This window comes from Arcobacter venerupis (assembly GCF_013201665.1).
Taxonomy (GTDB): Bacteria; Campylobacterota; Campylobacteria; order Campylobacterales; family Arcobacteraceae; genus Aliarcobacter; species Aliarcobacter venerupis.
Map to the genome: position 1 here is coordinate 307,568 of NZ_CP053840.1, position 12,669 is coordinate 320,236.

At 29.2% G+C, this 12,669-nt stretch carries 17 protein-coding genes; 15 read left to right on the plus strand and 2 right to left on the minus strand.

Annotated features, from left to right (window positions below):
• Window positions 1-58 precede the first annotated feature (58 nt).
• Window positions 59-1,975 carry a transketolase gene (gene tkt, locus AVENP_RS01525; protein WP_128359171.1) on the plus strand — a complete coding sequence of 639 codons (1,917 nt, stop codon included), beginning with the start codon at window positions 59-61 and terminating at the stop codon, window positions 1,973-1,975.
• A 35-nt stretch (window positions 1,976-2,010) separates the two neighbouring features.
• Here tkt and AVENP_RS01530 read toward each other — a convergent pair whose 3' ends face one another.
• A complete protein-coding gene (locus tag AVENP_RS01530; RefSeq protein ID WP_128359172.1) occupies window positions 2,011-2,496 on the minus strand; it encodes a DUF4405 domain-containing protein in 486 nt (161 codons plus the stop codon).
• A 91-nt stretch (window positions 2,497-2,587) separates the two neighbouring features.
• Between AVENP_RS01530 and AVENP_RS01535 the strand changes: the two genes are divergently transcribed.
• The 14 genes from AVENP_RS01535 (at window position 2,588) to AVENP_RS01600 (ending at window position 12,191) form a co-directional block, all read left to right on the plus strand.
• Complete coding sequence (locus AVENP_RS01535; RefSeq protein ID WP_128359173.1) at window positions 2,588-3,436, plus strand: NAD(P)-dependent oxidoreductase; 849 nt, start codon at window positions 2,588-2,590, stop codon at window positions 3,434-3,436.
• A gap of 148 nt (window positions 3,437-3,584) precedes the next feature.
• On the plus strand, window positions 3,585-5,675 hold the full coding sequence (locus AVENP_RS01540) for a TonB-dependent siderophore receptor (protein ID WP_128359174.1): 2,091 nt from the start codon (window positions 3,585-3,587) through the stop codon (window positions 5,673-5,675).
• Window positions 5,676-5,784: 109 nt separating this feature from the next.
• Complete coding sequence (locus AVENP_RS01545; RefSeq protein WP_128359175.1) at window positions 5,785-6,177, plus strand: tautomerase family protein; 393 nt, start codon at window positions 5,785-5,787, stop codon at window positions 6,175-6,177.
• A complete protein-coding gene (locus AVENP_RS01550; RefSeq protein ID WP_128359176.1) occupies window positions 6,170-6,622 on the plus strand; it encodes a GNAT family N-acetyltransferase in 453 nt (150 codons plus the stop codon). The genes AVENP_RS01545 and AVENP_RS01550 overlap by 8 nt, the downstream gene beginning before the upstream one ends.
• 42 nt (window positions 6,623-6,664) lie before the next feature.
• Window positions 6,665-7,012: a CidA/LrgA family protein gene (locus tag AVENP_RS01555; protein WP_128359177.1), complete on the plus strand. Its 348-nt coding sequence runs from the start codon at window positions 6,665-6,667 to the stop codon at window positions 7,010-7,012.
• The gene (locus AVENP_RS01560) at window positions 7,009-7,722 is read left to right on the plus strand and encodes an LrgB family protein (RefSeq protein ID WP_128359178.1); all 714 of its coding nucleotides are present in this window, start codon (window positions 7,009-7,011) and stop codon (window positions 7,720-7,722) included. The genes AVENP_RS01555 and AVENP_RS01560 overlap by 4 nt, the downstream gene beginning before the upstream one ends.
• Window positions 7,723-7,817: 95 nt before the next feature.
• The gene (locus AVENP_RS01565; RefSeq protein ID WP_128359179.1) at window positions 7,818-8,138 is read left to right on the plus strand and encodes an ArsR/SmtB family transcription factor; all 321 of its coding nucleotides are present in this window, start codon (window positions 7,818-7,820) and stop codon (window positions 8,136-8,138) included.
• The gene (locus tag AVENP_RS01570; protein ID WP_128359180.1) at window positions 8,135-8,494 is read left to right on the plus strand and encodes a gamma-glutamylcyclotransferase family protein; all 360 of its coding nucleotides are present in this window, start codon (window positions 8,135-8,137) and stop codon (window positions 8,492-8,494) included. Before AVENP_RS01565 ends, AVENP_RS01570 begins: the two co-directional genes overlap by 4 nt.
• The gene (locus AVENP_RS01575) at window positions 8,491-9,741 is read left to right on the plus strand and encodes an arsenic transporter (protein WP_128359181.1); all 1,251 of its coding nucleotides are present in this window, start codon (window positions 8,491-8,493) and stop codon (window positions 9,739-9,741) included. The genes AVENP_RS01570 and AVENP_RS01575 overlap by 4 nt, the downstream gene beginning before the upstream one ends.
• 20 nt (window positions 9,742-9,761) lie before the next feature.
• Window positions 9,762-10,235, plus strand: a complete 474-nt coding sequence (locus tag AVENP_RS01580; protein ID WP_228201883.1) for an arsenate reductase ArsC — start codon at window positions 9,762-9,764, stop codon at window positions 10,233-10,235.
• A 9-nt stretch (window positions 10,236-10,244) separates the two neighbouring features.
• A complete protein-coding gene (locus AVENP_RS01585; protein ID WP_128359182.1) occupies window positions 10,245-10,655 on the plus strand; it encodes an arsenate reductase ArsC in 411 nt (136 codons plus the stop codon).
• A complete protein-coding gene (locus AVENP_RS01590) occupies window positions 10,656-11,621 on the plus strand; it encodes a permease (RefSeq protein WP_128359183.1) in 966 nt (321 codons plus the stop codon).
• A gap of 4 nt (window positions 11,622-11,625) precedes the next feature.
• Window positions 11,626-11,952: a YnfA family protein gene (locus AVENP_RS01595; RefSeq protein WP_204514126.1), complete on the plus strand. Its 327-nt coding sequence runs from the start codon at window positions 11,626-11,628 to the stop codon at window positions 11,950-11,952.
• An 8-nt stretch (window positions 11,953-11,960) separates the two neighbouring features.
• Window positions 11,961-12,191, plus strand: coding sequence for a thioredoxin family protein (locus tag AVENP_RS01600; protein WP_128359184.1), 231 nt, complete (start codon window positions 11,961-11,963; stop codon window positions 12,189-12,191).
• A gap of 15 nt (window positions 12,192-12,206) precedes the next feature.
• Here AVENP_RS01600 and AVENP_RS01605 read toward each other — a convergent pair whose 3' ends face one another.
• Complete coding sequence (locus AVENP_RS01605) at window positions 12,207-12,611, minus strand: DUF350 domain-containing protein (RefSeq protein WP_128359185.1); 405 nt, start codon at window positions 12,609-12,611, stop codon at window positions 12,207-12,209.
• Window positions 12,612-12,669: the final 58 nt, after the last annotated feature.

Here is a 12,669-nt window from a genome sequence, read left to right on the forward strand (position 1 = left end):
AACAATTTTAGATATAATCACCGAAAATTAGAAAACTACACTTATTAATAGGATAATCATGTCAAAACAATTATTACAAAAACAAGCAGATACTATCAGATTTTTAGCAGCTGATATGGTGCAACAAGCAAATTCAGGACATCCAGGTGCTCCAATGGGATTAGCTGATATTGCAACAGTATTAAGTAAACACTTAAATGTAAATCCAGCAGATCAAAAATGGTTAAATAGAGATAGATTAGTTTTTTCAGGTGGTCATGCAACTGGATTAGTTTATTCTTTATTACATCTTTGGGGATTTGATGTATCTGTAAATGATATGAAAAACTTTAGACAAACTCACTCAAAAACTCCAGGACATCCAGAATATGGACATACTCATGGAATTGAAATTACAACTGGACCTTTAGGGCAAGGTATTGCAAATGCTGTTGGTTTTTCAATGGCTTCAAAATATGCTCAAAATGTACTTGGAAAAGAAGTTATTAATCATAAAGTTTATTGTTTATGTGGAGATGGAGATTTACAAGAAGGAATTTCTTATGAAGCAACATCAACTGCTGGACATTTAAAACTTGATAATCTTGTAATAATTTATGATTCAAATTCAATCACAATTGAGGGTGATACATCTTTATCATGGAGTGAAAATGTTAAAAAGAGATTCCAAGCTATTGATTTTGAAGTTATTGAAATAGATGGACACAATTTTGAACAAATTGACAAAGCTTTAACAGCTGCAAAAGAATCAACACTTCCTGTACTAATTATTGCAAAAACAGCAATCGCTAAAGGTGCGGTTACAATGGAGGGAAGCCATCATGCTCATGGTGCACCATTAGGTGATGATGAAATTGCTAAATCAAAAATAAAAGCAGGATTTAATCCAGAAGAAAAATTCTTTGTACCAGCTGATGTTAAAGGTGCATTTGATAAATTAATGATTGGTTCAACTGCTCAAAACGCATGGACTGAGTCTTTATCAGATGAAACAAAAGCAAAAATAGCTGAACTTCAGAATCCTGATTTCGATTCAATTATTTATCCAACTTTTGAAGCTGATTCAAGTGTTGCAACAAGAGATTCAAACCATAAAATTTTAAATGCAATTGCAGCTGCAATTCCAGGATTTTTAGGTGGAAGTGCAGATTTAGCTCCATCAAATAAAACTGAATTAAAAGCAATGGGTGATTTCCCAAATGGAAGAAATATCCACTTTGGTATTAAAGAACATGCAATGGCTGCAATGACTAATGCAATGAATTTATATGGTTTATTTAGAGTTTATTCTGCAACTTTCTTTGTATTTTCTGATTATTTAAAACCAGCAGCTAGAATCGCAGCTCTTGCTTCTATTCCTCAACATTTCATTTGGACACATGATTCAATTGGTGTTGGAGAAGATGGACCAACTCATCAACCAATTGAGCATTTATCACAATTTAGAGCATTACCAAATTTCTATACATTCAGACCAGCAGACGCAACTGAAAATGTAGATTCTTGGAAAGTTGCTTTAAAAATGAACGCTCCAACAGCATTTGTTTGTTCAAGACAAGGATTAAAAGTTTTAAAAGATGAAAAAGCATTTGGAACAGTTGCAAATGGTGGATATTTACTTAAAAAAAGAGAAAATGCAAATATTACAATTATGGCATCTGGTTCTGAATTAATGTTAGCACTTCAAACTGCTTGTGAATTAGAAAAAGATGGAATTATTGCAAATGTAGTTTCTGTTCCTTGTTTTGACTTATTTTTAGAGCAAGAAAAATCTTATATTGAGCAAGTTATTGATAAAAATACAAGAGTTTATGCAGTTGAAGCAGCTCGTGGTTTAGAGTATTATAGATTTGCAGATGTTGTATTTGGAATGGATACATTTGGAGCATCAGGTCCAGCAAATGACTTATTTGAAGAGTTTGGATTTACAATTCCAAAACTAAAAGCTAAGATAGTAGCTGATTTAAAAAACTAAGAGTTTTTAATAAATAGATAAGAAATCTTATCTATTTATTTTTCGCTTAAAATACTAACAACTTTAAAAGGTGAAGTCTTATTTAATTTCGCCAATTCATTAATTGACTTTGCCTTGTCAATTTTCAAATCTGCTTTCTCTAATTTTTCTTTTGCAATTTGTGAGCTTTCACTAAATATAACAAATGAATTCTCAAGTGGTGCATTTAACACAGAATTAATTAGTGTTGTTTTAGGATTTTCTCCTGTTTTTGAAGTTAATATAAAAGTAAGAGCTACAGCTGAAATTATTATTCCAGAATATAAAAATACCTTTTTAGAAAAGTAACTTTTCATTGCTTTCCAGTTGAAAAAGACATGAAAAAGTATTACTAAAACAAAAACTAAACCTAAATTCTCATGCATCTTTTTTGTGTAATTATCTAATAAATGAAAATACATTAAAACACCAGTTGTACCAATTACTAAAAACAAAAATGCCGTAAGAGATGTTGCAATATCTCTTTTCATAAATTTATTCATAAATTCCCTTTATTTGCGTAAAACTAATTATATACAATTAGTTTTAATGAAGTTTTAATATAATGATAAATATCAATAAATTGGAGAAGTTATGAAAATAGGATTTATAGGACTTGGAAATTTAGGACGAGCAATATGTACAAGATTATCATCATTAGATATTGAATTAAAAGTTTATAATAGAAATAAAGAAAAAATAAAAGATTTAGCATATGACAAAGTAAACTCACCAAAAGATTTATTAAAAGAGTGTGATGTTATTTTTTTATGTTTATTTGATTCAAATGCAGTTAGAGATATTTTAACTGGTGATAATGGACTATTATGTGAAGATTTAAAAGGTAAAACGATTATTGATTTAACAACAAATCATTATACAGACGTTTTAGAGTTTCATAAAATGGTAAATGATATAGGTGGAAACTATTTAGAAAATCCAGTTTTTGGAAGCGTTGCTCCTGCTTTAAAAGGACAATTAACAGTTGTTAGTTCAGGAAAAGTTGAAGTTTTTGAAAAAGTAAAACCAATTTTAGAAAAAATAGCACTTGAGATTTTCTTCTTAGAAAAACCATCAAGTGCTACAAAAATGAAACTTATAAATAATCTTTGTTTAGGTTCATTTATGGCTACTCTTGCAGAGTGTACAGCATTAGCTGAAAGTTGTGAAATTCCTAAATCAAAAGCCTTAGAGATTTTAGGAGTTGGTGGTGGACAATCACTTATATTAAAAGCAAAAACTCAAAAACTAATAGATGAAGATTTTTCTGCACATTTTTCAAATAATGCAATAAATAAAGATTTACATCTTTTACAAAATTTAGCATATGAATTAAAAAGACCACTTTATAGTGCAGCTGTTCCTAAAGAGTTATTTTCAAAAATGAAAATGATGGGAAAAGGTGAAGAAGATTTCTGCTCAATTTATCAACTATTTAAATAGTTGATAGATTAGACTCTAAAAATACTATACTTTCTATATAATAACAATATTGATAATCTATATTAATATTCTATTAACCTTTTTTTGCATATTATTCCATCTTTAAAACAATTAAAATTTTGTTTTTGGATTTATTACAAGGATTTATATGAAAAAAAAATTATATTTAGGAATTTCTTTACTTATTTGCAAAAATCTTGCTTTCGCAGATGATTTAAATGAAATTGTTGTCGAAGGTGCCCAAGAATCTTATTTTGAAGAATATTCTTCAACTAGTATGAAAGGTGAATTCAAAGACAAAGAGACACCTTATTCAGTATCAGTTACTAAAGGTACTTTAATAAATGATTTACAAGCTCAAAGAATAGAAGATACATACGATTACACTACAGGTGTAACTAAAGTTGGTAAAAATGCGGATGCTATACTTATTCGAGGATTTCAAACTGATTTAGAAAATATCAAAGTAAATGGAATGTCAGGACTAATTAGTAGAATGGGTTCACCATCAACTGCAAATGTAGAAAGAATTGAAGTTGTAAAAGGTCCAGCATCTGTATTATATGGAGCGATGGAACCAGGTGGTTTAGTAAACATGCAAACAAAACTTCCACAATCTGTACAAAGAACAACACTTGAAACATCACTTCAAACATACATGTCAAATAGTTCAAAATTTGGCGAAGATAATGGTATTACAACTACAATTGATACAACAGGACCAATAACAAAAGATTTAATGTATAGATTTATAATTGTTGGAGAAAAACTTAATTCATATAGAGAAAATGTAGATTTTGAAAATGTTTATATCTATCCTAGTTTATTATGGAACGTAAGTGATCAAACATCTTTATTAGTTGCCATGGAATATGGAAAAGAAAAAGGTAGTGCAGATGATGGACTGTTTGTAGCAAACCATGATATTTCAACAGCTGCACCAATTGATACAGTTTATCAAGAATCAGATGATTATGATAATGATGATGGAACAGCATTTGATGTAAAATTAGATCATTTTATCAGTGACAATCTTTCTTATAAATTTGATTGGAGAAGTGTTTTTCATACTGATGATAGAAAATTATATGAAAATAGAAAAGTAAATCAAGCAAGTGAAGTATCTTTAACAACATTAACAAGAAGAAATAGACACCAATATAATGAAAGAGATTGGCACAGCTTTGACACAAACTTAAGTATTGATACAGATATTGCAAATATGAAAAATAATATTGTTTTAGGATTAGCTGGAAACTATAGAAGAACAGATTATGACAGAATAACTTATGGAAGTAATGTAACACCAAATATAAATATATATAATCCAATTCATGGTGGAACAGCAACTAATATTGTTGATAATAGAAGAAAAACAGAATATTTTAGTGGTGGAACATATCTACAAGATAAAATAAGTCTAACAGATAAACTTACTTTAGTTGGTTCAACAAGAGTTGATAGAACAAAAATTGACTACACTTGTACAAGAGGAAATTGTGCAGAAGACAATACTAAATTCTCAACAGATTTTGTAGGTTCTGTAGGAACAATTTATAACATAAATGATGTAGTTTCAGTTTATACAAGTTTTGCACAAAGTTATAATCCAAGTACAGCTGAAAGAGTTGATGAATCAGGAAAAGGTTTAGATTCAGAAAAATCAGACCAATTTGAAGTTGGAACAAAACTAAATATATCAGAAGAATTAAATACGATATTATCAGCTTATAAAATAAATAAATACAATGTTTCTGAGCAAAATTCTTCAGGTTATTATGAATTAAAAGGTGAAGTAGAAACAAAAGGAATTGAAGCTGAAATTCAATGGCTACCAACTGCAAATTGGCAGTTTAAAACAGGTTATGCATATAATAAGTCAGAATATCTTGAGGGTGAAGATGTAGGCAATGAAGCAGCAAATAGCCCAGAATTAACAGGATATTTATTTACAAGATATAACATTCCCACAAAAATCTATAATGGAACAGTAGGTATTACAGGAGGAGTTGTATATAAAGATAGTGTATACACAAGTTCAACTTCAACTAAAAGAGTTGAATTACCTTCATATACAAGATATGACACAGGAATTCACTACACAATAAAAGATTTAGAAGTTTCTTTAAATGTAGAAAATCTTACTGATAAAAAATATTATGAATCTGGAACTGAAGATTATCGAATCTATTCAGGTGAACCTAGAAAAATTACATTAAATATCAAAAAAACTTTTTAGCCATATATCAAGGTAAAAACCTTGATATATATAATAAAATTAACTTGCATTTATTATCAGATTTAGCATATAATCATAAATTATATGAAAATAGTCTAAAGGATAAATCATGCCTCATCTACAGTTTGAAATAAATAAAAAAGTCTCAGATGAATCTAAAGAAGAGTTTGTAGAACTAATAAAAAAAACATTTAGTGAGATTATGGATACAGGAACTGATCACATTGCTATTAGTTTAAGAGAGTACGACAAATACTCTTTAACGATTGGACGAGCTGATGTAAATGATGATATTTGTTTAATGAATCTAGATATTAGGGAAGGGCGAACAATTGAAAAAAGAAGAGAGTTAGCTCTAAAATATATGGAGATTGTAAAAGAAACTTTTGGAATAAATAGTAAAAACCAATATATTACATTCACTGAACACAAAGGTGAAGATTTTCATCTAGTTGAAAAATATTTAGCATCTTGGGAAAGTGGGGAAGATCCACTTGCATAATTTAAATTTTAGAATTGCAACACTTGACGATATTCCTATTTTATGTGAACTTTTAATTCAACTTTTTTCCCAAGAAGTTGAATTTGTTCCAGATTATGAAAAACATGAAAAAGCTTTGGAAAAAATCATAAAAGATGGAAATATTGGCGATATTTTTGTAGCAATAAAAGAAAAAAAAGTAATTGCTATGGTAAATGTTTTATATACAATATCAACAGCTTTAGGTGAAAAGGTTGCAATTTTAGAAGATATGGTTGTTTTTGATTCATTTAGAAATCAAAATATTGGTTCACAACTAATCAAATTTACTATAAATTATTTAAAAGAAAATTCAGTTAAAAGAGTTACTTTATTAACTGATGGTGATAATTATAACGCTCATAAATTCTATGAAAAACAAGGTTTTAATAAATCTAGTATGGTTGCTTTTAGAAAATCTCTATAATTTTTATTCAATTTATTTTATTTTTAAAGAAAGGAAAATACCATGTTAAAAGGTATTATTATTTTATTGTTATTTCAATTCATTGGAGAATGTATAGCAAAATTTTTTGAACTTTTAGTTCCAGGTCCTGTAATTGGAATGATTTTATTATTACTATTTTTATTAATTAGAAAAGGAAGTTTTTTAAGTCTTGATAATGCTGTTGCTTTGCATTTAAGATATTTACCTTTGCTTTTTATACCAGCAGCTATGGGGATAATTACTCAAATTGATATTATTACAAAAGAGTTTTGGGCAATTACAATTGCTCTGTTTGTTGGAACTTTAGTAGCTTTAGTATTTGCAGCTAAGTTTATGGATTATCTAACTATTAAAGCAGAAAAAAAATGAATTCAGAAGCATTAATAAATTATATACATTCAACGCCACTTACTTGGTTGATTGCCACATTAGCAGCTTTTAAATTGGGAATAATTATTTATGAGAAATGTAATAAACACACTTTATTACAACCAATTATCATAGCTTATGTGATTCTTTTGAGTCTAATTATTTACACAAATACCTCTTTTGAAGAGTATTTTAAAAGTGTTCAAATTATTCATTTTTTTCTTGGCCCTGCAACTGTTGCTTTGGCTTTGCCACTTTATAAAAATTTGAAATATATTAAATCACTTTTTCTGCCAATAGTTTTGACACTTTTTATTGCTGGTGTTTTCTCAATTGTAATTGCAGTCTCATTACTATGGGTTTTTGGAGCTGATTTACCAACAATGTTATCAATGACAACAAAATCAATAACTGCACCAATTGCAATTATTACATCTGAACAAATAGGTGGAATTCCATCTTTAGCCGTTGGTTTTGTTCTTATAACTGGAATTATTGGTGCTTTATTTGGAACAATTGTTTTTAAACTAGTAAATATAAAACATGATACTTCAAAAGGTTTTGCTCTTGGATTAGTTTCTCACGGAATTGGAACAGCAAGAGCTATTGAAATAAGCGAAAAAGCAGCAGCATTTGGCGCACTTGCAATGGGACTTAGTGGAATATTTACAGCAATCTTTCTTCCTATGATAATCACTTTTTTTAAGTGATTATCAGAAATTGCATATTTTTTAGTTTAATATATCAATATATCTTGATATATTAAATTTATTTGGTTATACTTCAAAAAAAGAAAAGGAATTTTATGGATATATTTCTAAAATCCGCAAGTGCTTTAAATGATGAAACAAGAATAAAGATACTTAAATTTATAAATATTTATGGGAAATGTTGTGTTTGTGATTTGGAAAACTCTTTTGAAATGATTCAATCAAGACTTTCAAGACATCTAAAAATTCTAAAAGAAGCTGGATTTTTAAAACTTGAACGTGAGGGAAGATGGGCTTATTATAGTATTCGATTTCCATTGGATGAGTTTAGAACATCTTGTATAAAAGAGATTATGACTTTACAAATAGAGTTACCAAACTTGAAAAAAGCGTGTGAAACAAAGGAAAATGAGTGAAAGAGACACTTTTTGTATATGGAACTTTAATGCCAAATTGTCCAAATGGACATGTTTTAGAAAACATTGTTGGAAAATTTGTTCCAGCAACCGTAAAAGGCGTTCTAAAAGATGCAGGTTGGAGTGCAAGTATGGGTTATCCTGGAATCAAACTTGATGAAGATGGTGATACGGTTCATGGATTTTTGTTTTATTCAGATAATTTAATAAATCATTGGGATAATTTAGATGAGTTCGAGGGAGCTGAATTTCAAAGGGAAGAAGTAACCGTTGAGAGATTTGATGAACTTGAAGTTGATACATTTATTTATGTATTAAAAGCTGGAGTTGAAGAGTTTAAAGAGGATGTTCTATGATAGTTGCAAGCCTTATTTTTATAGTTACACTTATTTTTGTAATTTGGCAACCAAAAAATTTACAAATAGGAACAACTGCTGTAATTGGTTCAATTGTGGCTTTGGTTTTTGGAGTTGTAAGTTTTTCAGATGTTTTGATTGTAACAAATATAGTTTGGGATGCAACCTTAGCATTTATTGGAATTATCATTTTATCTATGGTTTTAGATGAGATTGGATTTTTTGAATGGGCTGCCTTGAAAATGGCAAAGTTTTCAAATGGAAGTGGAATTAAGATGTTTATCTATTCTATTTTGTTGGGGGCTTTTGTTTCAGCACTTTTTGCAAATGATGGAGCAGCTTTAATATTAACTCCAATCTTACTTGCAAAAATGAGAATTTTAAAATTAAATACAAAAACAATAGTTGCCTTTTTACTGGCAGGTGGATTTATAAGTGATAGTGCATCGTTACCTTTTGTATTTTCAAATCTTACAAATATTGTAACGGCTAACTATTTTAGTATTGGTTTTGTGGAGTATTTTTTAAATATGATTATTCCATTTATTGTAAGTGTTTTAGCTTCAATTGCAATTTTGTGGTTACTTTTACGAAAAGATATACCACAAACAGCCGATATTAGTTTATTAAAAGAGCCAAAAAGTGTAATAAAAAACATGAAACTATTTTATTTTTCTTGGGTTTTCTTAGGCTTATTATTATGTGCATATTTTATTGGTGATGCTTTTGATTTACCAATTTCTATTTTTGCTTTAGGTGGAGCGATTATATTTTTAATCATTGCAACACTTTCAAAAACAGTAAATGCAAAACAGATTATAAAAGAAGCACCTTGGCAAGTTGTTTGGTTTAGTATAGGACTTTATATTGTAGTTTATGGTTTGAAAAATGCTGGATTAACAGATTATTTAACAATAGTTTTACAAAATTTAGCCCAAAGAGGTGACACAATTGCAATCCTTGGAACAGGATTTATAGCAGCATTTTTAAGTGCAATTATGAATAATATGCCCACTGTTATGATTATGGATATCGCACTTCATGATATACCAAATCAAGCATTGGCTTATGCAAATATAATAGGATGTAATCTTGGGCCAAAAATGACACCATTTGGTAGCCTTGCTACGCTATTATGGCTTCATGTTTTAGCAAAAAAAGGTGTGAAAATATCATTTTGGCAATATAGCAAATTTGGACTTATTATCACGCCACCGGTACTTTTAATAGTACTTTTAGCAGTTTAAATTTTATTAGGAGAAAAAGATTGGAAACAAAAGTTTTATTTGTTTGTAGTGGTAATACTACAAGAAGTCAAATGGCTCAGGCATTATTAACAAAATATGGTAATGGAGATTTTGAAGTAGAAAGCGCAGGAACAAATCCTGGAGTTTTAAATCCAATGGCTGTTGAAGTAATCCGTGAGGATGAAGATATGGATATTTCATCTTACACAACAAATGCATTAATGGACTATTTTAAACAAGGAAGACATTATCATTATGTAATAACAGTTTGCGATGAAGCCGCAAAAGAGCCTTGTCCAATTTTCCCAAGTCTTGAGGGTTTAATTCATTGGAATATTACAAGTCCTGCTTGTGATGGAACAGAAGCAGAAAAAAAAGCGAAAGTTAGACAATCAAAAGAAGAGTTGAAAATTAATATTTTAACTTTTATTGAACTAGTTAAAGATGAACATATAAGAGATGGATTCCCTGAATCTTGGCATGTAAATAATTAAGGAAAGAAAATGAGTAATTCAACAAAAAAAGTTTTGATTTTATGTACTGGAAATTCTTGCAGAAGTATTATCGCTGAAGCACTTATAAATGCTAAATTAGAAGGAATCAATGCAGATTCTAGTGGTGTGAAAGCCAGTGGACGAGTAAATCCAAATGCAAAAAAACTTCTTGAAGACAAAGGGATTTGGAGAGAGGAATATCACTCAAAAACACTCGATACTGTTATAGAAAATGATTATGATTTAATAGTAACTGTTTGTGACCATGCAAATGAGACTTGCCCAATGTTTCCAAAACCAATACCAAAAATCCATGTTGGTTTTGAAGATCCAGATGGAAAAGGTTTTGAAGCATTTGAAGCTACTTATAGAGAGATAGAAGAGATTTTACTTCCAAAAGTTATTGAGGCTTTGAAATAGATGTTTGATTGGCTTTCCGACTTAAGTTCTTTATTTGTATTTGACATATTAGGACTTATAAAAGGGACTCACTTAGGTGATGCTTTACAATTTTTTATATTTGACACTATAAAAATATTTATACTTTTAATTACTATTATTTATATAGTTACATTATTGAGAAGTTATTTTCCAATAGAAAAAGCCAGAGATTATATAAGCGGAAAACACAAAATCGTAGGACACATCTTAGCAGCAATTTTTGGAGTGATAACTCCCTTTTGTTCTTGTAGTGCTATTCCACTTTTTTTAGGATTTTTACAAGCTAGAATTCCTTTAGGAGTTACCTTTTCATATCTAATTTCAGCGCCTCTTAGTGATGCTGTTGTTATTGCTATGTTATTCTCTTTATTTGGATGGAAAATTGCACTTTTATATGTGGGACTTGGTTTATTAATTGCAATTGTTGCAGGTCTTATAATTGGAGCTATGAACTTAGAAAAAGAGGTTTTAATTGAAGTAAAACCAACAACTGCTTGTTGTAATGGCTCAGATACTGATGAAACTTTATTTAATCAAAGATTAAAAGAGTCATGGGAATATACAGCTGATATTTTCAAAAAAATATATCTTTATGTGATTGTGGGAGTTGGAATTGGAGCATTTATTCATGGATATATTCCAGCTGATTTTATAAGTAATTATGCTGGAGGTTCTGTTTGGTATGCTCCAATAGTTGCAGTTGTTATGGGAATTCCAATGTATTCAAATGCAGCTGGAATTTTGCCCCTTGTAGAAGTTTTAACACAAAAAGGTATGTTACTTGGAACTGCTCTTAGTTTCATGATGGCAGTTGTAGCTCTTAGTCTTCCAGAAGCCATGATTTTAAAAAGAGTATTAAGTATAAAATTAATTTCAATTTTCTTTGGAATAGTTGGATTTTCTATACTTTTAACTGGTTATTTGTTTAATTATTTAATCGGATAAGATTTTGATAAAAGAATTTATAATATATTTTTTAGCAGCCTTTTTTGAAATACTAGGTTGTTATAGTTTTTGGAATTTCTTTAAACTCGAAAAGACTTATATTTGGCTTTTTATTGGAATGGTATCTTTGAGTATTTTTGCATATTTATTAACAAAAGTAAATCTTGAGTTTGCTGGTCGTGCTTATGCCATTTATGGTGGGATTTATATAGTTTCATCACTTCTATGGTTATACTTTATAGAGAAACAAAGTTTTAATAAATGGGATTTAATAGGTGCTGGCATTTGTATTTTAGGTGCAAGTATCATATTAATTGGAAATCAAAAATAGGAGAAAAAATGAAAATAGAAATTTTAGGAACAGGATGTTCAAAGTGTAAAACTTTGGAAGAAAATGCGAAACAAGCACTTGCAAAAATTGGTGGTTTTCATGAACTTAAAAAAGTTGAAGATGTAGTTGAAATTATGAATTACGGAGTTATGAGTACACCAGCTTTGGTTGTTGATGGAGTAGTAAAAAGTAGTGGGAAAGTTTTAAGTGCTGATGATATTGTAGAGTTTTTAAAATAGTTAATCAATGAGTTATTAATAACTCATTGACCCTGCATTTAAAAGTCCAATCGAAATTGATAAAAATGCCATTAAAATTCCAACAGGAATTATACCTTCCGAAATTTTTGTTTTAAAAGAATATTTCCCATTAAGTCTAGTTACAATAAATGCAAAAATTAATTGAATAATAATTGCTACAAATCCCCAAATCGCGAAATCTATATAAGATGTAGAGTTAACTAAAGCACTATACATAGGAATTGCAACTCCAATAATTGCCCCACCAAAACCAAGAGCGGCGGCTGTATTATTCTCTTCAAAAATTAGTTTATAATCATCATAAGGTGTTACCATTGCATATAAATAAAGAAAAACAATAACAAGACCAAGTGCAGTTAAGAAGAAGCTAATAAAGCCTATAAATAATTCAATTTCCATTTTAATCCTTTTTTTTCTTGATTCTAGCCAAAAGTTGCTATATGCTTTATTATGATAA